Here is a 23,781-nt window from a genome sequence, read left to right as displayed (position 1 = left end):
ACCCGCGAGCGTGTAGTCTTGATGCGACCCGGCTCCGACTTTCACTCATGCATGCGATGACCTTACGTCTCTCGCCCGGCGATGATGTGCGCGCCGCGCTCGATCACGCTTTTCATGCACATGGCCTCTCGGCCGCGTTCGTGCTGCAGGGCATCGGCAGTCTGAGCGTGGCGCGGATTCGCTACGCGGGCCGCGACGATGCCGCCGAACTGCACGGCGAGCTACATGGCGACCTCGAAATCCTGACGCTCGCGGGCTCATTGTCAGCGCAAGGTCCGCACCTGCACATCAGCGTGTCCGACGTCGACGGCCGCGTGTTCGGCGGCCACGTCACACCGGGCTGCATCGTGCGCACGACGGCGGAGATTCTCGCCGCGAGTCTGCCGGACGTTCGCTACACGCGCGAGCACGACCCCGCGACGGGCTTCGCGGAACTCGTCATCCGCCCAGCGTGACGGCGACCGGCGGCGCCGCGCCGTCGAGCGCAAGTTCGTGACGCACGATCATGTCGAACGCGCCGCTCGTCTCCGCGCTTGTCTCCGAGTAATCCCAGCGCTCTACGGTCGTCTGCCGCGCGCCGCCCGCGCCGGGACCGTGGCGAATCACATTCACCGAATTGTCGATGGTGCCGCGCGTGCGCGACGACAGCGCCGTGCCCGCCTGCACCGCCCACACGCGGCGCGGCAATCCCGCGAACGTATCGTGCAGCGGCAGCACGTACGGCAGATGAATATGCCCGCCGAGAATCAGATCGACGCCTGCGCGCGCCCAGCGCTGAACGGCGCGCTCACGTCCGTGGAGCAGGTTCTTTTCGTCCTGCGCGCGCGTGACGGCCACTGGCTGATGCGTCACGACGACCCGCAGTTGCGCATCGCGCGCCGTCTCCAGACGCGCCGCGACGCGCCTGATCTGCTGCATCGACACTTCGCCGTCCTTGTGCCGATACGGCCGCGTCGTGTTGACGCCGAGCACGAGCAACTCCGGCGATTCGAACGACGGTTCCAGATCCGCGCCGAACGCCCGCTGATGATTCGCATACGGGCGAAACAGCCGCGCGAACGGATCGAACAGCGGAATGTCGTGATTGCCGGGCAACACGAGCGCGGGCGTCGCGCCGAGCGTATCGACGAACGCGCGCGCCGCGGCAAACTGACTTTTGCGGGCACGCTGCGTGATATCGCCGGACAACACGACGAGATCCGGCGACAACGCGTCGATCAGGCGCGACAGGGCCGCGACGACCGGCGGCCGCTCGGTGCCGAAATGCGTATCGGAAATCTGCAACAACAAGGTCATGAGCGATTTGCTTGCGCCACCGCCGGCTCGGGTTTGAGCAGCAGAAGCGGCTTGTCGGACACGCGGAATTCTAGCGGCATCCGAAGGCGCGTGATTTCGCCGTCGGTGGCTATTTTCACGAGGCGGCGCTTCTTCGACGGATGCGTCACGACGATGCGCTCGAACGTGAAGCTCACGACATGATCCGAGTCGGACAGCCGCCCTGCCGCGCCATGTAGCGACAGCCACAGATGCATGAGCCGCCCGACCGGACGCGGTGCAATTGCGGCGAGCAAGCCCTGTTCCAGCGCGCGCGCTTCCTCGGGCATGCCGATCTGCTCCATCTGCAGCCGGTTATTGCCGACGAACAGCGTCGATGAGCTGACTTCCGTCGTGCTGCCCTCGTGTTCGAGATGCAGGCGCAAGTGGCGGTGCGGTTTGAGCATCGTCGAAAGCGCCGACCACAACGCGACGAGCCGGCTGCGGCCGAACTGCCGCTTGTACGTCTCGCGATCTTCCAGCAACCGCGGATAAAGGCCGAGGCTCGCATTGACGATGAACATCCGTTCGTTCACGAAGCCGACCTGCACGGGATAAGCGCGCGCATCGAGCAGCAGCCGGGTCGACTCGTCGAGATCGGCGGGAATGCCGTGATCGCGGCTGAAATAATTGAAGGTGCCGCGCGGCAGCACCGCGAACGGGCAGCCGGCGTCGAGCGCCGCGTGGGCGACGGTGCACAGCGTGCCGTCGCCGCCCGCGCCGACGAGCACGCCGTCCTGCGCGGCCGCCGCCGAAGCCGCTTCGCGCGCGACGCTTTCGAGCTGGCGCGGGTCATCGACGACGCGCATCTCGAAGTGCCGCCCGGCCGCGCCGAGTTCGCGCTCCAGCACGGCGCGCGTTGCGTCTGCCTGCTGGCGGCCGGAACCTGCGTTCATCACGATGAAAAACGGCGCGTCGGCGGCGAGCGGCTGGCCCGCCGCGTCGGTGGCGGAGATAGGGGTCATCGGCAGCGATCCTTCGCCGTTTCGTTGCGATTTCCCGTGCACGGAAGACACGGCGAACCGGCCTCGCACGCTTGCACGAGGCCTGCCGATTATAACGAAAGCCTTACAAATTGATTGCCGGCCGCTGCAGTGGCGGAGTCCGGCAAGACGCGCCGCTTACGTATGTTCGCCGCGGATGTAGTACTCGAGCTGCTGGATGGTGAACTGCTGCTCGGAGATGATGTTTTTCACCAGGTCCCCAATCGAAATCATGCCGACGAGCTTGCCGTTGTCGATCACCGGCAGATGGCGCATGCGCTTCTCGGTCATGAGGGCCATGCAGTCGTCGGTGGTCTGGTCCGGGCGCACGTAGCGCACGTGCGAGGTCATGATGTCACGCACGGGCGTCTGCTTCGACGCGCGGTCCATCAGGACGACTTTGCGCGCATAGTCGCGCTCGGTCATGATGCCCACGATCGCGTCGCCCTCAGTGACGATCACCGCGCCGATATGCTTGTCGGCCATCATCTTGATCGCATCGAAGACCGACGCCGTTGCGGCAATCGTATAGACCGTCTGTTCGGGTTTCGAATTCAGAACCTGTGCGACTGTTGCCATCGAGCGCCTCCGACTGGCTTGTGCGGCCTGCCGGCGCTTCCGTGCCGGCCGATCGCGTGTTGTTGTGTGCGGGAAACGGTGTTGCGCCTGGGATGGGATGTCCTGCGCCACTGATGAGCCTAAAGCCTTGCGCTCGACGCCTTCATCGGCATTAACCCGACCATTCAAAAAAAGTATAGATCACGGGCGAGGCAAGCACGTGCGGCATGCCGCGCGTATCGCCTGCCTACAGTTTCGCCGATTCATGCCGCTAATCAGGCATTCGGTGCAGACATTCGACGGAAAGTCGTCGCCAGGTCAAGCATGACACGAAGGCAACGCGGCGCGCGGCGCCGTACACGGAGAACAAGGTGAGCAGTTCACAACAGGATATCGAGCAGCGCGTGCGGCTCGCAGGCAGCAACATGTTCGAATTGCTTCTGTTCAGGCTCGGCGAGGCGCCGGGATCGGAACAGCGCGAGCTTTACGGCATCAACGTGTTCAAGGTGCGCGAAATTCTCGCGATGCCGACGATCACCGCCGTCGCGGGCGCAAGCGGCGACATTCTCGGCGTCGCGGACATTCGCGGGCAGATCATTCCCGTGATCGATCTCGCACGCATCACGGGCTGCCGTCCGAAGAACGGGCCGAAGATTCTGCTCGTCACCGAATTCGCGCGCACGACACAGGGCTTCGCGGTCGAGGAAGTGGACGATATCGTGCGGCTGGAGTGGAATCAGGTGTTGTCGGCGGAATCGCACTCGGGCGGCAGCGCCGTGACGAGTTTCGCGCGACTCGACGGGAACGTGGACGGCTCGCGGCTCGCGCAGGTGCTGGACGTCGAGCGCATTGTGCGCGATGTACTGCCGGCGAAGGAATCGGATATCACCGAGGCGAACACCGGCCGTCTGCGCATCAAGCCGGGCGCGCGCGTGCTGGCGGCGGACGACTCGGGCGTGGCGCGTGCGCTCATCGAACAGAGCCTCACCGCGATGGGCGTTCCTTTCGTGATGACGAAAACCGGTCAGGAAGCGTGGGACGTGCTCGAAGCGGCGCTGAGAAAAGCGCAGAAGGACGGCACGGAAGTGTCCGATCAGATCGCGCTCGTGCTCACCGATCTCGAAATGCCCGAAATGGACGGCTTCACGCTTACGCGCCGCATCAAGTCGGATACGGATCTGATGCACATTCCGGTGGTGATCCACTCGTCGCTGTCGGGATCGGCGAACGAACAGCACGTGCGCAAGGTCGGTGCAAATGCGTATGTATCGAAGTTCGAGCCGACGGAACTTGCGGACGTGATGCGCGGCGCGCTCGTTCGGGCGGCCTGAGTCGCGGCGACGAAAACCCACCGCAAAAAACGATCGGCGCCCGGTTGCGCAGACCTCGTGAGTCTGCGCGACCGGGCGCCGAAACAGTCTTTCAGCCGATTAACCCGGCGGGTAGGCCGGGCCGGCTGAATCGATTAGTGACCGAAGAAGACCGATTGCGGGTTGTTGCTTTGCTGCGCACGGTTGCCCGATTGCGCCAGCGTGTCGCGCGAACCACCGAAGGCCTGCGTGTCGGTGCCGTGAGCGTTTTCTTCGGCGGCGATCGTTTGTGCGCTCGGGCCTTGTTGCGATGCCGGCGCGCCGACTGCCGGACGGTAGAACGGAGCCGGACCGTAGCCGCTGGCAAAAGCGGGTGCAGCGACGGTGGCGGAAGCGGCGATCAGGAGAGTAGCGAGGAGATTGCGGGTCATGGTGTGCTCCAAAGACGGTTGACGTTCATTCAGAAAGCGCCGCAGCGGTCTTGCGAGAAACTGTCTGCTACGTCGATGGAATGCAGTGTATACCCCTACTATTGATTTTTTATCTCCATAAATTTCAATTCAGTTTTCGTTCTCCGCCAACAATCGCTGGCCGCACGGACGTGCTGAAATCGTGCTGAAGTCCGCCCGTAAAGGCGCGACGGGTGGTGCGTCGCGCGCGCTTGCGCAAATTCGTTCAGCGGGGACAGAACAATTAATTGTCGAACGGGCGTACGAAAAGCGTGTTTTCACGCGATTTTTCGACGTTATCTCAGTGAACGAGACGTTCGATCAGGCGGACGAGCGCCGCGGGCGGATTGCCCTTCTGGCAATAGCCGTCGAAGCCGGCGTGCATGCCTTCCGGCCGCACGCTCTCCTCGCCGAGCGCCGTAAACGCGATGATCGCCGCGTCGCGCGTACGGGCGATCCGTCGCAGCACGCGAGCGGTCGCGTAGCCATCGTGCTCGGGCATGGTGATATCGAGAATGAAGACATCCGGCACCCAACCGTCGACGGCATGCAGCGCATCGACGCCCGAGAGGGCGAAACGCGTATCGAAACCGTCGGAGGTGAGCGCGGCCGCGAGGGCCTCGGCGCTGAAGGCGTTATCGTCGACGATGAGGATGCGCCACGCATCGTGGTCCGCGTCTACGCTGCGGTTCGTCCACAGCGCACATCGAGGGGAATGCAGAAGGACGGACATAGCTATTCGACAAGTGCACTTGCCGAAGCGACAGCACGTTTCGCGCCCGGACAAGCCGGGCGGCGCTCAGGCGTGGTCAGTGCTGGTCAGACGTCGCCTTCCTTCTTGCTCTTGCGCCGCTTGCCCGTCGCGTTTTCGCTTGCGCCTTCACTTTCGCTTTCGCTGTCACGAAGACGCGCGTTCGCTTCGACGAGCGACGCCGCGTCGCGCTGGCGCAACGCAACATCGAGTTCGCCGAGCGCGCCGAAAAGCGCCGCCTGGTCGACTTCGTCGAGCGGCGTCGGGCCGTGCCCGGCCACGCGCCGCGCTTCCTTGTCGAGGCGCTTGAAAAGCTTCGCGCCGAAACGCGTGTCCACCACGCCTTCGCGCGCGAGCACGGCGATCACCGACGCCAGCCGAATCAGTCCTCCGGCGGTCGTCTGCGTCGTGCCATCCAGATCGTCACTGTCTTCCACTGCCTTCTCCCCAGGTTGGCTCGCGGCGCGGCACGTGCGCCCGTCTTGCGTGGCGCGATGATACGCCGTCAATATGACAGTCGTATTTGCGCGTGCCGATACATACGCCGCGATCGTTTCGCCCGCGCTCGCGCGTTACGATCGCGCTTAACGTCACCCCTGTCATCGCAATTCGGGGCGCGACCGGTGGCACACTAGCGCGGACAGTGCGCATGCAACGTACGGACGCCGGCAGCACGCCCGCCGAATCATCAGAACCGCAACCGAATTCCGCATGAATCCCGCTATCCCGCAAAGACCGCCCTACGGTTCCGACTTCTCCGGCCTCGTCTGTGGCTTCCGATTTCACGCCGATGAGCCCGGCATGCCGATCGACGCCGAAGCCGCGAGCGAATGGCTCACCCGCGACGACACGCCGAAGGAATTCGTCTGGCTGCATTTCGATTTGGCGAACAGCGCGTGCGAACGCTGGATGCGCGGACGTCTCGGCCTGCCCGACGCGTTCTTCGACACGCTGCACGAAGGATCGCACTCGACGCGCATCGAGCACCAGGAAGGTGCGCTCTTCGCGGTCATCAACGACGTGATGTTCAACTTCGAGTTGACGCCCTCGGAAATCGCGACGCTCTGGGTCTATACGCATCAGAAACTGCTCGTCACGGCGCGCCTCAAGCCGTTGCGCTCGGTCGATTCGCTGCGCGAGTCGGTCAGGCGCGGCGAATTGTTTCGCTCGCCCGCCGAATTGCTCGCGCATCTGCTGCGCGATCAGGCCGACTTGCTTGTGCATATCGTGCGGCGGACGAGCGTCGAAGTGGATGGCATCGAGGATCGCTTTCTCGCGCGGCGCGTCACCGAGACGCGCACCGATCTCGGCGGCCTGCGCCGCGTGCTCGTGAGATTGCAGCGGCTGCTCGCGCCGGAGCCCGGTTCCGTGTTCCGGCTGCTCGCGCGGCCGCCGCGCTGGCTGCACTCGCAGGACATCCAGGACTTGCGCGACGCGACCGAAGAATTTTCGCTCGTGCTGAACGATCTCGCGGGCCTCGTCGAGCGCATCAAGCTTCTGCAAGAAGAAGTCGCGACGCGCATGGACGAGCAAAGCAACCGCACGCTGTTTACGCTGACGCTCGTCACCGTGCTCGCGCTGCCGATCAATATTGTCGCGGGTTTCTTCGGCATGAACGTCGGCGGCATTCCGCTCGCGGAGAATCATCACGGCTTCTGGCTGCTGGTGGTGATCGTCGCGAGCTTCACCGCGCTGGCCGGATGGTGGGCGTTCCGGCGCAGCCGCAATCTCTAGTGCACGCGAGCGTTCGAGCGGTCAGAAGCCCAGATCGCTCAAACCCGGATGATCGTCGGGCCGGCGACCGAGCGGCCAGTGATATTTGCGGTCCGCTTCCTTGATCGGCAGATCGTTGATGGACGCATGACGATGCGTCATCAGCCCGGCTTCGTTGAACTCCCAGTTCTCGTTGCCGTAGCTGCGATACCAATTGTTGGCGTCGTCGTGCCATTCGTAGGCGAAACGCACCGCAATGCGATTGCCGGTGTACGCCCAAAGCTCCTTGATCAACCGATAGTCGAGTTCGCGCGCCCATTTGCGCCGCAGAAACGCGACCACTTCCTCACGGCCGTTCGCAAACTCCGCGCGATTGCGCCAGCGCGTGTCGACGCTATACGCCAGCGACACGCGCTCGGGGTCGCGCGTATTCCATCCATCTTCCGCGAGTCGAACCTTCAACTTGGCCGATTCTTCATCGAACGGCGGGAACGGCGGTTTGCTTTCCATGGCGAGTCCTCTTTGAAGTGAGTGACGAACAACGAGAAGAACAGCGAGAAGTAGACAGCTCTGTCTACCTGGCGCACTCTAGCGCAGGTAGACAAACCTGTCTACAATCGGATGCATGAATACTGCTTCCGTCTCAGCCAATATTGTGGACCTTGCGCCGGACGCGCGCATTCTTCATACTGCGCACGATTTGTTCTATCGCGATGGCATTCGCGCCACAGGCATCGATCGCGTGATCGCCGAATCGGGCGTCGCGAAGAAGACGTTTTATCGCTATTTTCCGAGCAAGGACGCGTTAATTGTCGCGTTCCTGGATTATCGGCACGAGGTCTGGATCACGTGGTTTCGCGAAGCATTGCAGCGTCATGGCGGCAGACTGCCCGCGCTCGTGCCTGCGCTTGCGGAATGGTTCGGCGCCGACGCGTATCGCGGCTGCGCGTTCATCAATTCGGTGGTGGAAGTCGGCGGTACGCTGCCGCAGGCGATGGAGATTTCGCGGCGCCATAAGCGCGACATGACCGCGGCGATTCGCGCGCTCATGCCGGCGTCACGCACCGCGAAGGCCGACGCGCAAGCGCTTGCGCTCGCGGTGGATGGCGCGATCGTCGCGGCGCAATTCGCGGATTCGCCCGCGGACGCATTGAAGGCGCTCGCGCGCGTAGTGCGCGCGGTCCGGCGCGACGCGCGCGCCGAGTGATTTACTTGGCTTACTTCGCGGTTGCCGGCGCGCAGCAGAGGGTCGCGCTCATCGAATCGATGTCGGCCATGCTCAGGGTCGCGACGTCGGCCTTGAGTTGCAGGAACGAGACGATTGCGGTGTAACGCGAGCGCAGCAGATCGCGCTTGGCGGTGTAGAGCGTATCGATGGCGCGCAGAACGTCCGTGCTCGCGCGGCTTCCAACCTTGTAGCCGATTTGCGTCGCGTTGAGCGTGTCGCTCGCCGATGCAACGAGACGCGTAAGCGAGTCGGTACGGATACGCTCGCGCGTGTATCGCGCGAAGTTATCCCGAGCCGACGCTTCCGCTTGCACCGACGCAGCCTTGTAGCCCTGCTCCGCCTTGTCTTCTAATGCGAGCGACTGCTTGACCTTCGCCTGAATCTCACCGCCCGCGTAGAGCGGAATCTGCACTTGCAACATGGCGGTAGTCGTCGTGGTCGGGCGCGAGTAGCCCCCCGCCGCGCCCGCCGGCGAATAACTGCCCACCAGGTTGACCGTGGGATAGCCTGCCGAGCGCGCTTTGGTCGAATCGTATTTGGCGATTTCCCAGCCGAGTTGCTTCGACTGCACGCCATAACCCGAAGCCTTCGCCTGATCCGCCCAGACTTGTTCGCTTTCGGTGAGACTGGGCAAAGCGATGCCAGGCGGCAGTGCGCTCAGCCCGGGAAACGCGCGCCCGGTCACTTGCTGCACCACGCGCTGCTTGACGCCCAGATCCTGTTGCGCATCCATCACTTGCAGCTGAGCTTGCTGGTGCGCGGTCTCGGCCTCCTGCGTGTCGATCAGCGTCGCCTCGCCGGCCGCGCGTTTGCGGCTCACCTGATCGCGCTGAATGTCGATAGCCTTCAGGTATTCCGCCGAGCGCTTCACTTCGTCTTCCGCGGCGAGTTCGTCGAAATAAGCACGGACCGCGCGAAGCATGGAGTCCTGCTGCGCGCCCGCGAAATCGACGGCGCCCTGCGCCACCACGAGATCGGCCTGACGATAGGCTGCCCACCGGCTCCAGTCGAAGAGCGGTTGCGACACGTTGACGAGCCAGCCGCTCTGCCAATAGGCCTGCCTGGGGAAGCCGTCCATGTCGATGCGGTTGTACGCCCGCCCCCAGCCGCCCGTGATCTGGGGCAGCAAGGCCGCGCGCGCGATGGGCACCGATTGCTTCGTCGCCTCGTAATCGGCGCGCGCCTGGGCCAGTTGTGCATCGTAATCGAGTGCTTGCTGGACGATAGTAGCGAGGTCCTCGGCCCGCGCGGCGTGCGCGCATCCGAGGGCCGACGCCACAGCCCAGGTTGTGAGCGTCCGTTTAAGCATGAAGCATTTCCGGCGAGGCCACCGCTTGCGAATCCCCTTCACGCACGAGCGTTCCGTTTTCAAAGCGATAGCGCATGTCGAACCACGACGCGAGCGACATGTCATGGGTAATGATCACCACCGTGCGATCGAGCCCGCGCAACAGCGCTGCGACATGTTGAACCGAGACCGGGTCCAGGTTCGATGTCGGCTCGTCGAGCAGCAGGACTTCGCGCTGCTGGTAGAGCGCGCGCGCCAGAAGGAGGCGCTGCCGCTGCCCGGCGGAAATATTCGCGATGGTGTCGCTGATGATGGTGCGCGTACGCATCGGCAGCTTCATGATGTCCGGAAGCAATCCGACTTGTTCGAGGATCGCGTGGATGCGGTCGTCGTCAGTCTGTCCGGCGAAGAGCGTCACGTTGTCCGCGATCGAACCGTGCAGGATGATGTCGCCCTGGCGCATGTGCGCCTGATGACGGCGAATTTCATCGACGGCAAGATTCGGCCACGCGATGCCGTTCAGCGTAATCTGTCCTTCCTGCAGCGGCTCGGACGCCGACAGCAGTTTGAACAGCGTGGACTTACCGCTACCCGACGGACCGGTAATGACGATCTTGTCGCCCTTGCGGATGTCGATGTTCGCGTGTCGCAGCACCGGCTGATCGGAGATCCCGTAGGTGAACGTGACATCACGCACCTGGATCTGCTCGAATTGCCGCACTTCGGTTGCGCGTTGCGTGTCGGTGAGCGGCGTATAACGCTCGTTCTCGCATTCGACGATATCGTCGACGCGCGCCGTCGGAACGCTCAGCATGAAGTACTGAAACGTTGCGTTGATGCCGCTGGCCAGCCGCTCGGACATGAGCGACTTGTAAATCAGGAAGGAATAGAACACACCGACCGAAACCTTCCCGCCAAGCATCAGTTGAGCCGCGAGCCACGTAATGATGATCGTGTCCGCGTAATTGACCAGCTTGAGGATCGCGTCGCGTGTGCAGGTGAGCCGGCTGCGCTGAAGGACCGCCGATGCGTAGGCCTTGAAAAGCGTCATGTAGATCGCCGTGCGCCGCGTCTCGCCCTGTGCGAGCTTGAGCAACGATGCCGCGCGAATGGTCTCGATCATCGAATCGTCGCAGCGCGCGGATGTCTCCATCACGAGCGCAGCCGTATCGCGCATGGCGGGATACATGCAAAACGCGACGATCACGTACATGGCGAAGATGACCAGTGCGATGGCGGTGAGCGGCGGACTCTGAATCAACATGAGCATCAGCGCGATCGTGCCCACGGTCAGATCGATGTAGAGCGAGACCGCGGTACGCGTCGCGAAGATGCTGATTTCATCCTGGGATTTCACCCGCGCGAACACATCGCCGACGTGGCGCTTTTCGAACCAGGACATCGGATTGCGCAGCAAGTGACCAACAAGACCTGCGGTCGAGTTGATCTGCGTCAGGTTGTAAAGCAGCTCGGTCAGATACTTCTGGACGTATTCACTTAGCGCGCCCAGCAGGAAAATGCTGGCGAACGTTATGACGAGCGTATTCAACAGATTGCGGTTGTCCGCGGCGACGACGTAATCGAGCACGAGATTGCCGAAATACGGCATCGCGAGAATCGCGAACTGGCTGCCCAACGCGACGAACAGCACCTTGCCAATCTGCTTTCTGAGCTGCGGATTGAGCGCGCGAACACGGGCGAGCGCCGCCGGAACGCGGGATTTCGCGCGAATGCGCGGCATCTCCGGCGTCGGCGCGAACTCCAGCAGAAAGCCCGATACGGCCGAGCGGAACGTGTCCATCGACACGCGCCGCCGTCCCGTCGCGGGATCGATGATGCTGATGTAGCCGCGGCTGATCTTCTCGAACACGACGAAGTGGGCGCCGCCGAAATGCATGATCGAGCCTTTCTTCACCTGCGACAAATGCGAAGGATCGAAACGAAAGGCCTGCACCGCCAGTCCGTATTCGATGGCCACGTCGTACAGGTCCATCAAGGAAAGACCGTTCGCCGAAATCGGCTTGTGCGCCGACAACTCCCGCACTTCGGTAGCGCGTCCAAGATTCGACAACACCATCGCGAGGCATGCGTATCCGCACTCGGCGACTTCATTCTGATAAATAACTCGCAAAACTCAACCTCTCAGCATTCGGAACAGCGGCGCCAGCACCCACTCAACGATCGACCTGCGCTCGACGACAATACTTGCCGTCGCGCGCATCCCCGGGAGAATCGCGAAATGTTGCCCGTCGAAATCGAATGTATTGCTGCGCAATGTCGCCCAGGCCAGATAGTCGCCGTCGGAGTCCTTCGCGCCGGGCGTTTCTTCCACCGGGTCTGAACCGCCCGGCGTACCGGGCGGGCTCGGCGGGCTCGCGGGGAGAACCGTCGTACCCGAGATCGAGTCGATGTGCGCCTCGTAGGTGCCGAACTTGGCGTAGGGGAACGCATCGAACTTGAGTCTGATGGTCTGACCTTCCCGCACGAAACCTCGACGACGCGACGGAATACTCAACGCCGCCCGCAACGGGCCGTTTTCCTTCGTCGCGATTACCAGCGCGACATCGCTGGCCGCCAGCATGCGACCCGCGACAAGTCCAGAGAACGTGACAGTGCCGCCCTTCGGGGCGGATATGGTGACGTCCTGCCGTTCCTGTTCGAAGCGCGTCCGGACGTCCTGAACATCACGTGTATGACGCGCGTCCAGTTCGCGCAGCGTAACGCCGCGCACCCCGTAGCTATCGAAGAGCGCGCCATCGGTGAAGGTGTCGCCGACCGTCAACTGACTTTTGATATCGCTAAAGCCGCGCTGAACGTACGTTTGCACCGATTGATAGTGCTGGCCGCCGATATTGGAGTTCGTCAGGTTGCCCTGATAACGGAAGCGCCACGGACCTGCGTTCAGGCCGCCGATCACGCCGAGATACTGCGTGTCGTTGGCATAGCCGCCGGCCGAACTGTGATAGACGTTCGCGTTGTACTGGAGGGTAGCGGCGGGAACGCCTTCGTCCCAGTACTTCGGGTCGACGTAGCCGCGCGCGCGGCTGAACATGACGATCTGCGGCAAGCTGATATCGACTCGCTGCTCGCCGCCGTCGAACGAGGCATATGCGCTCGGGATCAGGTCCGACAAAACCAGACAGGCCTTACCCGCGGATTCGAGCTTCGCGGTCGCTTCCGGCGAAAGCTTCCTCAGGTCCACCCCGACGCGTTCCAGCAGATCGCTGTTGAAGCAAGGCTGCATCTCGCCGGATCCCGGCGATGCTTCGCGAATCTCGACGTCGAACTTGCCCCGCCACAGTTCGTTGACGAACGCTTCCACCCGATAGGTGCCCGGCAGAACCTGCTGCCCCTTGTTGAAACGGGAGATGTCGACCTTGTCGGACCCTCCTGCGTCAAGAAACTGATCGTTGAACTCGACCTGAGCGAAGTGTTGTGGCGCGTCGGCCCACGCGTGCGCACTGACGCCCATCGCGGCTATCGCCTGCAGCGTGACAATACTGATCGGGCTTAAGCGCGATCCAGACGCGTGAGATCTACGGAGATGCATAATAGCTCTTAGTACTTCGAAATTTACGCATGAACGTGTCCCGCATGCGGTTATCACGCACGCTCATGCTTCGGTTCGAATTGATCGGAGGCGACTACGTTAGCGCTACGCGTTCCGCCACATACTTCGGTTAAGGCCGATTGAACGTTTAGGGCGACATGGTGGATTCACCATGCTGAGGTCCGCCATAGTCGTTAATGACCGTCCACTTGACCTTGGCACCGGCGCCTGGCAAATCGCCCTTGAGAGGGAAATCCTTTGTTTCGCCGGGACCCACCATACCCCCCTCCATAAAGGCGGCATTGCGGGTTCCATCGGTGTATTGGACGTTGTCGAATGAAACGTGGAATTCTGTCGAATTCGACGCCTCAATCATGTTGGTGGCACCTTGCTTCTTCAGATGCCAGACGATATGCCCGGGAGCGTCGACGGATTGTTCCTTCAGGCCGGTCGGGCGATAAAAGAATTTGATACGCGTACGAAACGCCAGTTGCAGTTGATTCGATGAGGCCCCGTCGCCCGTGGATTTCGGCGGCACTTCAAGCACGTTCAGGTAGAAGATCGACTCTTTATCGGCTGGCAATGGATCACCGGCAAACATGATGCGCAGCGTTTGCGACTTCGTCGGATCGATTCGCATCAGCGGAGGCGTGATGGTGAACGGAACCTCGATCGTGTCGGGTTTCGCGTCTGGATCGCCCTTGTCCAGCCATACCTTGATCAGCCCCGGGAGCTTGCCCGTATTGGTCAACTTGACCGTGACTTCGGAATCGCTCTGGTTATAGACGACGCGCGTTCCGGCGATCACCACCGATGCGTTTGCCTGGGCAGATAAACCCAACAGCACGACACACGCGGTCGCGATCTTTACCAATGTTTTTGCCAATTTCATAGTGCCGACGCAGCTCCTAACCCGACTTAATTACAAAGACAGGCGGGCATGCACCCGCCTTTTCGCAGCCCTCGCTCAAGCGAAGGCCGCCCGAGAAAACTCGATTTACTGATAAGCGACGCTGTAGACGACCGACGAATTTGCAGCGCCTGCGGTCGTTTGACCCGTGGCGTAATAGCGCGCGATGTACCACAACGTGGCGCCACCCGAAGAGATATCGACCGCCTTGGAGTTCTGCAGATCGGTTGCGTAGCCCGCCTTGATCTGGGTGCCGTCTTGATTCAACAGTTCGATCTTGACGTTCTCGGCACCACCCGGCTGAACGATCAGTCGGCCGTCAACCGGGTCAACCGTTGCCCCTGCCTGATAGAACACCAGCGCCTTGCTGAAGCCCGTAATCGCGGTACAGTTCTTCAGAATGACCTTGTAGCTGGTATCGCCGCCCGTGATCTTGCCGGATGCGCCCGTCAGATCCCGAGTCTGGACTGCCGGCAGCTTGACCGTGCCGTCAGCCGAACCGCCGCCGTCGACGTCGGTGTCGCAGGTACCGGCAATCAATTCGCCGTTGAATTGGATCGTGCCAGAGTCGGCATGGGCGCCCGCCGACACCAGGCCCAGCGCGGCTGCAGCAACCGCAGAAATAGCAAAGCTCTTCATTCTTAGTACTCCAATTGATTATCTATAGCTGGGGTTTACGGTGGGGCTGCTCTCGTTTAACGCCAGATGGAAAACCGGGCTACCCGCACCTCCACGCCGGACTCGCGTATTCCGATGCTTGTCACTTCTTGCTTGTCAGCCGTTGATTAGGAATACCAAACAATCAATTCAAGCATGAAAGGCGCGATGAGATATTGCATCAAACCTTCTAACTTGTTTACGCGAAATTTCTTACTTTTGAAATTTTTACTTCGAATTGTCCACCGATGTGGGAAAAAACACACACAGGATCGGCCAACAGTCTCAGCGTATTACCATGCTTCGGGGCACGGTCAAGTGCGTCAACGCCTGAAAGTATGATTTCGAACAACTAATCATTCTTACGCATACCTAATATTGACTTGATTTGCGTAGCTACCGACAGTCGAATCGGCCAGCTACCAGGCAACGACACACTCTGCATGATTCAAGCCACGGTAAGCGGCGCCGACGCGTGCTCGATGACGTCCGCCAGCCGGGCAAAATTGGGCGCGATCTGCTCGTTCGGCACACAGGCGTAGCCCAGCATCAGCCCTCGGACCGCTTCGTTCTGGTTCATGTAGTAATTGACGAGCGGCCTCGTCACGACACCCGCCGCCATGGCAGCGGCGGCAATCGCACGGTCGTCGGCGGATTGCGGGAGTTCCAGCACGAAGTGCAGACCGGCTTCGTCGCCGCGCACGGCGAGCGAGTCGCCGAAACGCGCCCCGATCGCATCGATCAGCAATTCGCGCCGCTCGCCATAGAGTCCCCGCATGCGTCGCACGTGCGACGTGAGGTGCCCGTCCAGAATGAACTCCGTGAGCACCGCCTGCTGCATCAGCTGTCCCTCGCGGTAAAGCTCCGCCACGCCGGTGCGAAACGAATCGACGAGATTGTCCGGCACCACCATATAGCCCATCCTGAGGCCGGGGTACAGCATCTTGCCGAGACTGCCGACGTAAATGACCTGCCCCGCGTCGTCGAGCCCCTGCAGCGATGACAGCGGACGGCTGCCGTAACGGAACTCGCTGTCGTAATCGTCCTCGATGATCCAGACCTTGTGCTGCCGCGCGAACTCCAGCAACGCGCGGCGGCGCGCGAGCGTCATCACCATGCCGAGCGGATACTGATGCGAGGGCGTCACGAGCGCGAGACGCGGTGGCGTGGCCATGTCGCGTTCGGTGGGATTGAGCCCTTCCTCGTCGACGGGAATCGGCACCAGCGTCAGCCCCGACGACTGCAACACGCTGCGCACGCCCCAGTAGCACGGCTCCTCGACCCACGCGCGGTCGCCGAAATCGGTGAGCAGGCGCACGGCGAGATCGATCGACTGATGAATCCCCGTCGTGATGATGATCTGGTCCGGCTGGCATTTGACCGAACGCGCGACGCGCAGATAGTCCGACAGCGCGCGGCGCAGCGGCCGATAGCCTCCGCCCGGCGCGTAGGTGAGCAACTCGGGGCTCGCACGCTTCCAGAGCCGGGCTTGCAGACGGCTCCAGGTGCGCGCCGGAAACTCGGCGACGTCCGGCACGCCGGGCATGAACGCGCCCCACTGCTTCGGCGACACGCCTGCCTGCGCGATCAGCCGCTCGCCGCGGCGGGAGATCGTGCACGGCTTCTTCGCTTCTTCCGCCTGCGCCTTCGTCACGGCGCCCTCGCTCGGCGCCGTATCCGCGACATAGGTGCCGCTGCCGGTTGCCGAGGTGACGTAACCTTCGGCGGTTAGCTGCTCATAGACATGCAACACCGTATTGCGCGCAATGCCCAGATCGATCGACAGTGTGCGCGAGCTCGGCAGTTTGGTACCGGGCGCGAGTTGTCCCGTCAGGATGGCCTGCTGCATGCCTTCCAGCACCTGTCGATACATCGGTTCCGCGGCCGAGCGGTCGATGCGCGCGCTCAGCCAGTCGGCGAGGATGATGGTATCCATGATGTGTCTTCCCGCACCTGAAACCGCTTGCCCGGCCGCAGCGAAGTGGTTCCATTTTGATTATTGAAATGGCTCCCCATTCTAGAACCGTGTGCGGCTATAGTTAATGCGTGCACTAGAAAAATTTTCCGATTCCCTGAACGCGCATGGCGGCACTCGGAAGCAATGGGGTTTTCCCGAAGGAGACACGGAAGATGAAATCCGATCAGGTGATCGTCAGCTTTCGCGGCGTTCGAAAGACGTACGATGGCGAGACGCTCGTCGTCAAATCGCTCGATCTCGATATCTATCAGGGCGAATTCCTCACGCTGCTCGGGCCGTCCGGCTCCGGCAAGACAACCTGCCTCATGATGCTCGCGGGCTTCGAGTTCCCGACGGGCGGCGAGATCTGGCTCGACGGCAAGCTGCTCAACAAGGTGCCGCCGCACAAGCGCGACATCGGCATGGTGTTTCAGAACTACGCGCTCTTTCCGCATCTCTCGGTGCAGCAGAACGTCGAATATCCGCTGACGGTGCGCAGGATGTCGTCCGAAGAGCGTGCGCATCGTGTCGATCACGCGCTCAAGATGGTGCGCATGGAGAGCTTCGCGAAACGCTATCCGGCGCAATTGTCGGGCGGCCAGCAGCAGCGCATCGCGCTCGCCCGCGCGCTCGTGTTCGAGCCCAAGCTCGTGCTGATGGATGAACCCCTCGGCGCGCTCGACAAGCAACTGCGCGAGCACATGCAGATCGAACTCAAGGCGCTGCACGAGAAGCTCGGCGTCACCTTCGTCTACGTCACGCACGATCAGGGCGAGGCGCTCACCATGTCCGACCGTGTCGCGGTGTTCGACAAGGGCATCGTCCAGCAGCTCGACACCGTCGATCATCTATATGAAGCGCCGTGCAACGAGTTCGTCGCGAACTTCATCGGCGACAGCAACCGGCTGCGCGGCACTGTCGAGCAAACACAAGGCGATTACTGCGACATCCGGCTCGCGGACGGCACGCGCGTGTCCGGTCTCAATGTCGCGAATGCCAAGCCCGGCGCGTCCGCCATCGCCTGCATCCGTCCCGAGCGCATGAAGCTGACTTCAGGCAATGGACTTGCGAATGGATATGCAAGCGGAAACGCGCTCAACGCGCTGCCCGGCGAAGCAAAAAGTCTCATCTATTTCGGCGATCACGTGCGCATGCGCTGCGGCGTGCGCGAGCAGGACGAGTGCTTCGTTAAGGTGCCGCTCGGCACCCCGGCGCTCGACGGTTTCACGCCCGGCGCGCCCGTGGCGCTCGAATTCGCGCCCGAGCATCTGCGCGTGTTCGCCTGATCCGAGTTCGGCCGCTTCCGCCATGAAGCGCTTCGTCTTCCACCCGCAAGTCCATCGATAAAACCAAGCAGACAGAGGAAACCATCATGAAGAAGTTCGCACTGTGCTCCATGGCGGCGGCGGCCGCGCTCGTGTGTGCATCGACCGCGTCCGTCGCGAACGCGGCGGATATCACCGTCGTCAATTTCGGCGGCGCGAACGGCGACGCGCAGAAAGTCGCGTTCAATCAGCCGTTCGAGCAGTCGACCAAGAACAAGGTCACGGCCGTCGAGTACAACGGCGAACAGGCCAAGGTCAAGGCGATGGTGGAAGCCAAGCACGTGAACTGGGACGTGGTCGAAGTCGAATCGGGCGATCTCGGCCGCGGTTGCGACGAAGGTCTCTACGAAAAGCTCGACTGGTCGAAGATCGGCAAGAAATCGGACCTCGTGTCCGAGTCGCCGCAAACCTGCGGCGTCGGCTTCTTCGTATGGTCGACGGCGCTCGCCTACAACGCCGACAAGCTCAAGTCCGGCCCGGCCGGCTGGGCGGACTTCTGGGACACCAAGAAATTCCCCGGCAAGCGCGGCATGCGCAAGGGCGCGCGCTACAACCTCGAATTCGCGCTGATGGCTGACGGCGTCGCGCCGAAAGACGTCTACAAGGTGCTCGGCACGAAGGCCGGCGCGGACCGCGCGTTCAAGAAGCTCGACGAACTGAAGCCGAGCATTCAGTGGTGGGAAGCGGGCGCACAGCCGCCGCAATTCCTGGTCGCGGGCGATGTGGTGATGTCCACGGCTTATAACGGCCGCATCGACGCGGCGCGCAAGGAAGGCAAGAACCTGAAGGTCGTGTGGAACGGCAGCATCTACGACCTCGACTACTGGGCCATTCCGAAGGGTTCGCCGAACAAGGACGCGGCCACGCAGTTCATCTCCTACTCGGTGTCGCAGAAGCCGCAGGAAGTCTATGCGAAGAACATCGCCTACGGTCCGGTGAACAAGGCGGCGATCGCCGCGCTCGATGCGAAGACGCAGGCGGACATGCCGAACTCGCCCGCCAACGCGAAGAACGCCGTGCTGCAGGACATGGCGTTCTGGACCGACCACGGCGACGAACTCGAGCAGCGCTTCACCGCCTGGGCGTCGAAGTAAGCGCCTTCGGGCTGCATGACGGTCGCGCTTCGGCGAAGCGCGACCGAAAAGGAGATTCAAGCGTGAACACCATGACGATTCCAGCGGATGAATCGGGCGAATCGAGCGCGCGTCTGAAGCGCGAACTGAAGGTCGCCGACGCGAAAAAGCGCGCAATGGCGCTGTTGCTGATCGCGCCGCTCGCCATCTTCCTGTTCCTGATTTTCGTGGTGCCGATCGGCGCGCTGCTCACGCGTGCGATCGAAAATCCGGAAGTGGCCAACGCGTTGCCGCACACCGGCGCCGCGCTCGCTCAATGGGACCGCAAGACGCCGCCAACGGACGAAGCCTACGCCGCGCTCGCGCAAGACCTGACGACCATCTCGGACGGTGAATCGATGGGCGCGCTGGCGCGCCGTCTCAATACCGAAATCCCCGGCTATCGCTCGCTGGTCGCGAAGACCGCCCGCGCGATGCCGCTCACCGGCGACGACGGCAAGCCCCTCGCCGCCCCGCAAATCCGCGCAAAAATTGTCGAACTGGACGAGCGCTGGAACGATCCCGCCTACTGGCAGGCCATTGCGAAGAACGCGGGCCGCTATTCGCCGTTTTATGTGCTCGCGTCGCTGGATCACAAGCAGGACGGCTTCGGCAATATCGTGCACGCCGGTCCCGATCAGTCGATCTATATCAACGTCTTCGTGCGTACGTTCGTCATCGGCGTGGGCGTGACGCTGTTCGCGCTGCTCCTGGGCTATCCGCTCGCCTACTGGATTTCGACGCTGCCCGCACGCCGTGCCAACCTCGTCATGGTGCTCGTGCTGATTCCGTTCTGGACCTCGGTGCTGGTGCGCGTCGCCGCGTGGATCGTGCTGCTGCAAAGCGAAGGCCTCGTAAACACCGCGCTGCTCAGCGCCGGCCTGATCGGCTCGCCGCTCGCGCTGCTGTTCAACCGCGTGGGCGTGTATATCTCGATGACGCACATCCTGCTGCCGTTCATGATCCTGCCGCTCTACAGCGTGATGAAGTCCGTCCCGCCGACTTATCAGCGCGCGGCCGTTTCGCTCGGCAGTCACCCCTTCGCGGCGTTCTGGCGCGTGTACGTGCCGCAGACGTATCCGGGCATCGGCGCGGGCGTGCTGCTCGTGTTCATCCTCGCGATCGGCTACTACATCACGCCGGCGCTGCTCGGCGGCCCGAACGACCAGATGGTGAGCTACTACATCGCCTATTTCACCAACGTCACGATCAACTGGGGCATGGCCTGCGCGCTCGGCGCCCTGCTGCTCGCCGCGACGCTGGTGCTCTATGTGATCTACGGCCGCTTCACGCGCTCGAACGTGAGCCTGGGATAACGACAGGAAACCTCGCGATGAAACTCGCCAAACCGCTGTTCGCGCCGCATACGTCCGCCGTCGAGCGCATCTGGTATTTCGCGTTGCGCATCATCTGCGTGCTGACGCTGCTGTATCTCATCCTGCCCGTGCTGGCCATTGTGCCGTTGTCGTTCTCGTCGAGCACGTTTCTGGTGTATCCGATTCCCGGCTGGTCGATGCGCTGGTACCACAACCTCGTCATGTCGGACGAATGGCGCATGGCGGCGAAGAACAGCTTTATCGTGGCGCCGTCGGCGACGCTCGTCGCGACGATTCTCGGCACGCTCGCGGCGGTCGGGCTGACCAAGGCAAATTTCATCGGCAAGAGCGTGCTGATGGCCATCCTGATCTCGCCGATGATCGTGCCGGTGATTGTCGTCGGCGTCGGCATGTATCTGTTCTTCGCGCCGCTCGGCATTGCCAATACGTATTTCGGGCTGATTCTGGCGCACGCGGCGCTCGGCGTGCCGTTCGTCGTGACGACCGTGGCCGCCACGCTGCAAAACTTCAACATGAACCTCGTGCGCGCGAGCCAGTCGCTCGGCGCGAGCCCGCTGAAGACGTTCTTCCGGGTGACGCTGCCGGTTATCGCGCCGGGCGTGATCTCGGGCGCGCTGTTCGCTTTCGCAACTTCGTTCGATGAAGTCGTCGTCACGCTCTTTCTGGCCGGCGCCGATCAGACGACGCTGCCGCGCCAGATGTTTACCGGAATCCGCGAAAACATCAGTCCGACGATCGCCGCGCTCGCGACGATTCTCATCGTGTTCTCGACGAGTTTGCTGCTGGCGCTCGAATGGTTGCGCGGTCGGGCTGCCGCGCGGGCGGTTGCTTAGTATCGAAGCGAGCAGGGTTTATGGCTGCCGGGCCCGTCCGCCGGGTGGCCGAGCGGCCCGCTGCACGGCCGCGGAGCCTTGCCGGATAAGGGTTTCACCGGAGGTCGTTCGATTATTCGTAACAACGGGATAGTGTATTCACCGATGCAGTATTTATCGGAATATGCTTAATGCCTTACGTTCTAGGTCGAGTCAAAGCCTGGAACAATGCCATGACAGCTTTTTCGAAAAGAGCGGACCCGTGGTCACAGACGGTTCACCAGCTCGAAGCGACGCCTATGGACGTCGTTCGTACTGCCCCATCCCAGAAGTCCGCGCGTGCTGAAAGCACGTTTCTCGAACGCCTGACGCTCGACTGGAACCGCACGCACGCGCATCACGCCGATGACGGCCTGCCGTTTCCTCAGGCGATCGTCCGGGTGATCGAGCGTCCGAGCAGCGCGACGGCGCTCGTTTACTGGTCCGACCCCGGTTTCTGTCACTACGGTTATCAGGGATGGCGCGCGACGACCGCGACGGCCGAGGGCGTGTGTTCGCTTTCAGGGATGCCGATTCATCGCGGCGATCAGGTGTATCGCCCGTCGCAGCGCGATCCGAAGCCGCAGAACGCAGCCGCGATGATCCTCGCCGCCGCCATGCCGAAGAACAGCGAAGAAATGGAAGTCGATCTGCACGAGTGACGCGGGCGGAATGCAGGTGGAAACGGGCGGCGCGAGCCGGCCGCGCGTTTCGTTGCGTCCTCAATATCCAACCGTGATGCGTTGCCTGACGTGGGCGTCGCTTTCGAACTCGTCGAGGAAGGCGATCGCGTAGTCGTCGTACGAGATCCAGCTTCGGCCGCTGTTGTCGACGAGCAGTTCGTCCACGCCGAGACGGAATTTCTGCGTGCGCGGGCCGGGCACGAACTCGGCTGATGGCGACACGAAAGTCCAGTCCAGATCACGCTCGCGGCGCAACGCGTCGAGAAAAGCCGCGCCCGCCGTGGCCTCCGCCTTGTAGGCGGCGGGAAAGTCAGGGAGATCGAGCACGCGCTGGCCCGGTGCCGCGTACAGGCTGCCCGCTCCGCCCACGACCAGCAGGCGCGGCACGCCCGCGCGCTTTACCGGCTCGACGATCGCGCTGGCGGGAATCGGCTCGAAGCGTGTTGCGCTGAAGACCGCGTCGTGTCCCGCGAGGGCCGTTGCGAGCGCGTCCGCGTCGAGGGCGTCGACATTGACAGTGCCCACCTCCGGCCGCGCCTGAACGACCGACGTATCCCGAGCGAGCGCCGTGATCGTGTGTCCGCGACGCAACGCTTCCTCGACGAGCCGGCTTCCGACATTGCCCGTCGCTCCGATGATCGCGATTTTGCTCATTACCACTCCCTCCTTTTTTGTTCCTGGCATTTGCACCTTGCACGCACCTCTACTGTGCAACCGGTTTCATGATAAAGGGAAACAAACTATCGCGCAGCGACGCTCTTGTCATGATTTGTTCCGCGATAAGACGATATCGGAGAATCGAATCGCGCACGAAGATTATTAAAAACATACGTAATGAGATAATGGTCATGCAATTTCCGGGCCGATTTTATGATGCCGGCCGGAATATCGACACACTACCGTCATAATGGGCGAGCACATTCATCCGCGCGCGACGCCATTAAACTAGAGAGCCCCGCGCTCTTGCCGGGACGCGGCGCAGCGGCAAACCCCGGCGTGCCGTCCGCAGCGGTCTCGGAACGAGTTTTCATATCGAAGTTCGTCAAATTGTCATTGGATTGGTTTATATTGCAGTTCCTCGCCGCTCCATTACCGGAGGAGTTAATTGTGAAGAATCCGCAATTGCAGGGTGCCATCGAAGGACGCGAAAATCCGGCAGGCGAAACCGCCTATGAGCCGATTCCGGTTCGCGCAGTGCCGAAGGAGTCCGCTGAAGATTCCGGTTACTCCGATTCGCTGGACATCCCGCTTGATTACGGCATCGTGATGGACGCCGTCAGAGACGCCGTTCGCGCCAATCTCTGAACGTCCGGATTTCATGCGAAGCGCCCCACTCGGGGCGCTTTTTTTATGGTTATCGCCGATATTCGATAAAACCGCGAGGCTATAAACCTCATACTATTGATGTGTTGCACGTAAGCACTCAGTATGACGAATCAAACCCCTTCCGCCAGACAGTTACTGCTCGACGGCAAGCGCCTCCCACAAATGTCAATCAGTAGGATTCACAGCGCCGGCCGATTATTGTTCGATTAACGAGATGGTACACTGCCGCTCCGCTGCGGGCGGGCCGCGCCGGGCAACGAGCACCGCGCGACGCTTGTCGATGTTTCGTTCAAGCATGCCTTCGCCGAACCCTCAAACTGGACCCTCTAGTCCGCCCTTTTCGCCCGATCCGACAAAACAATCCGCTGATAGTCTTTCTACTGGCGAAAAAAACCGCATTGAAGTAAGTTCAGACGTGTAATAGCGCCTGGACAAACGTCCGGATCAATGCTTGCGGGTTAAAGGTGGAGCCCGCGAAG

The 23,781-nt window shown here is 62.1% G+C and carries 24 protein-coding genes; 10 read left to right on the top strand and 14 right to left on the bottom strand.

The window, feature by feature from the left end; genetic code table 11:
- The first annotated feature begins 47 nt into the window (after window positions 1-47).
- Window positions 48-455, top strand: a complete 408-nt coding sequence (locus tag BRPE64_RS16460) for a PPC domain-containing DNA-binding protein (protein ID WP_016354603.1) — start codon at window positions 48-50, stop codon at window positions 453-455.
- Here the strand turns inward: BRPE64_RS16460 and BRPE64_RS16455 are convergent.
- The 3 genes from BRPE64_RS16455 to BRPE64_RS16445 form a co-directional block, all read right to left on the bottom strand.
- Window positions 439-1,296, bottom strand: a complete 858-nt coding sequence (locus BRPE64_RS16455; RefSeq protein ID WP_016354602.1) for a metallophosphoesterase family protein — start codon at window positions 1,294-1,296, stop codon at window positions 439-441. The two genes, BRPE64_RS16460 and BRPE64_RS16455, sit on opposite strands and share 17 nt — an antisense overlap.
- Window positions 1,293-2,279, bottom strand: a complete 987-nt coding sequence (locus BRPE64_RS16450) for a diacylglycerol/lipid kinase family protein (RefSeq protein ID WP_044042316.1) — start codon at window positions 2,277-2,279, stop codon at window positions 1,293-1,295. Before BRPE64_RS16450 ends, BRPE64_RS16455 begins: the two co-directional genes overlap by 4 nt.
- A 156-nt stretch (window positions 2,280-2,435) precedes the next feature.
- Window positions 2,436-2,876, bottom strand: coding sequence for a CBS domain-containing protein (locus BRPE64_RS16445; protein WP_016354600.1), 441 nt, complete (start codon window positions 2,874-2,876; stop codon window positions 2,436-2,438).
- A gap of 350 nt (window positions 2,877-3,226) precedes the next feature.
- Between BRPE64_RS16445 and BRPE64_RS16440 the strand changes: the two genes are divergently transcribed.
- Complete coding sequence (locus tag BRPE64_RS16440; RefSeq protein ID WP_016354599.1) at window positions 3,227-4,186, top strand: chemotaxis protein; 960 nt, start codon at window positions 3,227-3,229, stop codon at window positions 4,184-4,186.
- Between the two features lie 134 nt (window positions 4,187-4,320).
- Here BRPE64_RS16440 and BRPE64_RS16435 read toward each other — a convergent pair whose 3' ends face one another.
- The 3 genes from BRPE64_RS16435 to BRPE64_RS16425 all read right to left on the bottom strand — a co-directional run bounded on the left by BRPE64_RS16435 (window position 4,321) and on the right by BRPE64_RS16425 (window position 5,802).
- On the bottom strand, window positions 4,321-4,596 hold the full coding sequence (locus BRPE64_RS16435; RefSeq protein WP_016354598.1) for a hypothetical protein: 276 nt from the start codon (window positions 4,594-4,596) through the stop codon (window positions 4,321-4,323).
- Between the two features lie 319 nt (window positions 4,597-4,915).
- Window positions 4,916-5,347 (bottom strand): response regulator, encoded by a 432-nt coding sequence (locus BRPE64_RS16430; protein ID WP_016354597.1) that lies wholly within the window; start codon window positions 5,345-5,347, stop codon window positions 4,916-4,918.
- An 86-nt stretch (window positions 5,348-5,433) separates the two neighbouring features.
- Complete coding sequence (locus tag BRPE64_RS16425; RefSeq protein ID WP_016354596.1) at window positions 5,434-5,802, bottom strand: hypothetical protein; 369 nt, start codon at window positions 5,800-5,802, stop codon at window positions 5,434-5,436.
- Window positions 5,803-6,076: 274 nt separating this feature from the next.
- Between BRPE64_RS16425 and BRPE64_RS16420 the strand changes: the two genes are divergently transcribed.
- A complete protein-coding gene (locus BRPE64_RS16420) occupies window positions 6,077-7,099 on the top strand; it encodes a transporter (RefSeq protein WP_044042315.1) in 1,023 nt (340 codons plus the stop codon).
- Window positions 7,100-7,120: 21 nt separating this feature from the next.
- Here the strand turns inward: BRPE64_RS16420 and BRPE64_RS16415 are convergent, their stop codons facing one another.
- Window positions 7,121-7,588: a nuclear transport factor 2 family protein gene (locus BRPE64_RS16415; RefSeq protein WP_016354593.1), complete on the bottom strand. Its 468-nt coding sequence runs from the start codon at window positions 7,586-7,588 to the stop codon at window positions 7,121-7,123.
- Between the two features lie 115 nt (window positions 7,589-7,703).
- Here BRPE64_RS16415 and BRPE64_RS16410 point away from each other — a divergent pair, with 115 nt between their 5' ends.
- Window positions 7,704-8,285: a TetR/AcrR family transcriptional regulator gene (locus BRPE64_RS16410; RefSeq protein ID WP_044042311.1), complete on the top strand. Its 582-nt coding sequence runs from the start codon at window positions 7,704-7,706 to the stop codon at window positions 8,283-8,285.
- Between the two features lie 10 nt (window positions 8,286-8,295).
- On the opposite strand, the gene BRPE64_RS16405 is transcribed toward BRPE64_RS16410, so the two are convergent.
- The 6 genes from BRPE64_RS16405 to pdxR all read right to left on the bottom strand — a co-directional run bounded on the left by BRPE64_RS16405 (window position 8,296) and on the right by pdxR (window position 16,647).
- Entirely contained in the window at window positions 8,296-9,615 is a 1,320-nt protein-coding gene (locus tag BRPE64_RS16405; RefSeq protein ID WP_051180442.1) for a TolC family outer membrane protein, read from the bottom strand.
- A complete protein-coding gene (locus BRPE64_RS16400; protein WP_044042310.1) occupies window positions 9,608-11,725 on the bottom strand; it encodes a peptidase domain-containing ABC transporter in 2,118 nt (705 codons plus the stop codon). Before BRPE64_RS16400 ends, BRPE64_RS16405 begins: the two co-directional genes overlap by 8 nt.
- Window positions 11,726-11,728: 3 nt before the next feature.
- Window positions 11,729-13,066 carry a FimD/PapC N-terminal domain-containing protein gene (locus BRPE64_RS33205; RefSeq protein WP_016354589.1) on the bottom strand — a complete coding sequence of 446 codons (1,338 nt, stop codon included), beginning with the start codon at window positions 13,064-13,066 and terminating at the stop codon, window positions 11,729-11,731.
- A gap of 226 nt (window positions 13,067-13,292) precedes the next feature.
- Window positions 13,293-14,036: a fimbrial biogenesis chaperone gene (locus BRPE64_RS16385; RefSeq protein WP_016354588.1), complete on the bottom strand. Its 744-nt coding sequence runs from the start codon at window positions 14,034-14,036 to the stop codon at window positions 13,293-13,295.
- A 105-nt stretch (window positions 14,037-14,141) separates the two neighbouring features.
- Window positions 14,142-14,693: a fimbrial protein gene (locus BRPE64_RS16380; protein ID WP_016354587.1), complete on the bottom strand. Its 552-nt coding sequence runs from the start codon at window positions 14,691-14,693 to the stop codon at window positions 14,142-14,144.
- 466 nt (window positions 14,694-15,159) lie between these two features.
- The gene (gene pdxR / locus BRPE64_RS16375; RefSeq protein ID WP_016354586.1) at window positions 15,160-16,647 is read right to left on the bottom strand and encodes a MocR-like pyridoxine biosynthesis transcription factor PdxR; all 1,488 of its coding nucleotides are present in this window, start codon (window positions 16,645-16,647) and stop codon (window positions 15,160-15,162) included.
- Window positions 16,648-16,841: 194 nt separating this feature from the next.
- Between pdxR and BRPE64_RS16370 the strand changes: the two genes are divergently transcribed.
- The 5 genes from BRPE64_RS16370 to BRPE64_RS16350 all read left to right on the top strand — a co-directional run bounded on the left by BRPE64_RS16370 (window position 16,842) and on the right by BRPE64_RS16350 (window position 21,955).
- Complete coding sequence (locus tag BRPE64_RS16370; protein WP_016354585.1) at window positions 16,842-17,954, top strand: ABC transporter ATP-binding protein; 1,113 nt, start codon at window positions 16,842-16,844, stop codon at window positions 17,952-17,954.
- A gap of 86 nt (window positions 17,955-18,040) precedes the next feature.
- Window positions 18,041-19,087 carry an ABC transporter substrate-binding protein gene (locus BRPE64_RS16365; RefSeq protein ID WP_016354584.1) on the top strand — a complete coding sequence of 349 codons (1,047 nt, stop codon included), beginning with the start codon at window positions 18,041-18,043 and terminating at the stop codon, window positions 19,085-19,087.
- A gap of 71 nt (window positions 19,088-19,158) precedes the next feature.
- Window positions 19,159-20,421: an ABC transporter permease gene (locus tag BRPE64_RS16360; protein WP_044042309.1), complete on the top strand. Its 1,263-nt coding sequence runs from the start codon at window positions 19,159-19,161 to the stop codon at window positions 20,419-20,421.
- A 17-nt stretch (window positions 20,422-20,438) separates the two neighbouring features.
- A complete protein-coding gene (locus BRPE64_RS16355) occupies window positions 20,439-21,275 on the top strand; it encodes an ABC transporter permease (protein WP_016354582.1) in 837 nt (278 codons plus the stop codon).
- 278 nt (window positions 21,276-21,553) lie between these two features.
- Entirely contained in the window at window positions 21,554-21,955 is a 402-nt protein-coding gene (locus tag BRPE64_RS16350) for a DUF3331 domain-containing protein (RefSeq protein ID WP_016354581.1), read from the top strand.
- A gap of 60 nt (window positions 21,956-22,015) precedes the next feature.
- Here the strand turns inward: BRPE64_RS16350 and BRPE64_RS16345 are convergent, their stop codons facing one another.
- Window positions 22,016-22,630, bottom strand: coding sequence for an NAD(P)-dependent oxidoreductase (locus tag BRPE64_RS16345; protein WP_016354580.1), 615 nt, complete (start codon window positions 22,628-22,630; stop codon window positions 22,016-22,018).
- 216 nt (window positions 22,631-22,846) lie between these two features.
- On the opposite strand from BRPE64_RS16345, the gene BRPE64_RS33725 reads away from it, so the two are divergent.
- Window positions 22,847-23,281, top strand: a complete 435-nt coding sequence (locus BRPE64_RS33725) for a hypothetical protein (RefSeq protein ID WP_232519255.1) — start codon at window positions 22,847-22,849, stop codon at window positions 23,279-23,281.
- Window positions 23,282-23,781: the final 500 nt, after the last annotated feature.

This window comes from Caballeronia insecticola, from assembly GCF_000402035.1.
Classification (GTDB): Bacteria; Pseudomonadota; Gammaproteobacteria; order Burkholderiales; family Burkholderiaceae; genus Caballeronia; species Caballeronia insecticola.
This window is presented reverse-complemented; position numbering and strand designations above follow the sequence as displayed.

Coding starts and splice junctions, on each gene's coding strand:
- BRPE64_RS16420 (WP_044042315.1), top strand. CDS start 6,077: ATGAATCCCGCTATCCCGCAAAGACCGCCCTACGGTTCCGACTTCTCC.
- BRPE64_RS16345 (WP_016354580.1), bottom strand. CDS start 22,630: ATGAGCAAAATCGCGATCATCGGAGCGACGGGCAATGTCGGAAGCCGG.
- BRPE64_RS33725 (WP_232519255.1), top strand. CDS start 22,847: ATGATGCCGGCCGGAATATCGACACACTACCGTCATAATGGGCGAGCA.
- BRPE64_RS16450 (WP_044042316.1), bottom strand. CDS start 2,279: ATGACCCCTATCTCCGCCACCGACGCGGCGGGCCAGCCGCTCGCCGCC.
- pdxR (WP_016354586.1), bottom strand. CDS start 16,647: ATGGATACCATCATCCTCGCCGACTGGCTGAGCGCGCGCATCGACCGC.
- BRPE64_RS16385 (WP_016354588.1), bottom strand. CDS start 14,036: ATGAAATTGGCAAAAACATTGGTAAAGATCGCGACCGCGTGTGTCGTG.
- BRPE64_RS16360 (WP_044042309.1), top strand. CDS start 19,159: ATGACGATTCCAGCGGATGAATCGGGCGAATCGAGCGCGCGTCTGAAG.
- BRPE64_RS16410 (WP_044042311.1), top strand. CDS start 7,704: ATGAATACTGCTTCCGTCTCAGCCAATATTGTGGACCTTGCGCCGGAC.
- BRPE64_RS16350 (WP_016354581.1), top strand. CDS start 21,554: ATGGACGTCGTTCGTACTGCCCCATCCCAGAAGTCCGCGCGTGCTGAA.
- BRPE64_RS16380 (WP_016354587.1), bottom strand. CDS start 14,693: ATGAAGAGCTTTGCTATTTCTGCGGTTGCTGCAGCCGCGCTGGGCCTG.
- BRPE64_RS16445 (WP_016354600.1), bottom strand. CDS start 2,876: ATGGCAACAGTCGCACAGGTTCTGAATTCGAAACCCGAACAGACGGTC.
- BRPE64_RS16405 (WP_051180442.1), bottom strand. CDS start 9,615: ATGCTTAAACGGACGCTCACAACCTGGGCTGTGGCGTCGGCCCTCGGA.
- BRPE64_RS16365 (WP_016354584.1), top strand. CDS start 18,041: ATGAAGAAGTTCGCACTGTGCTCCATGGCGGCGGCGGCCGCGCTCGTG.
- BRPE64_RS16430 (WP_016354597.1), bottom strand. CDS start 5,347: ATGTCCGTCCTTCTGCATTCCCCTCGATGTGCGCTGTGGACGAACCGC.
- BRPE64_RS16455 (WP_016354602.1), bottom strand. CDS start 1,296: ATGACCTTGTTGTTGCAGATTTCCGATACGCATTTCGGCACCGAGCGG.
- BRPE64_RS16415 (WP_016354593.1), bottom strand. CDS start 7,588: ATGGAAAGCAAACCGCCGTTCCCGCCGTTCGATGAAGAATCGGCCAAG.
- BRPE64_RS33205 (WP_016354589.1), bottom strand. CDS start 13,066: ATGGGCGTCAGTGCGCACGCGTGGGCCGACGCGCCACAACACTTCGCT.
- BRPE64_RS16355 (WP_016354582.1), top strand. CDS start 20,439: ATGAAACTCGCCAAACCGCTGTTCGCGCCGCATACGTCCGCCGTCGAG.
- BRPE64_RS16370 (WP_016354585.1), top strand. CDS start 16,842: ATGAAATCCGATCAGGTGATCGTCAGCTTTCGCGGCGTTCGAAAGACG.
- BRPE64_RS16460 (WP_016354603.1), top strand. CDS start 48: ATGCATGCGATGACCTTACGTCTCTCGCCCGGCGATGATGTGCGCGCC.
- BRPE64_RS16435 (WP_016354598.1), bottom strand. CDS start 4,596: ATGACCCGCAATCTCCTCGCTACTCTCCTGATCGCCGCTTCCGCCACC.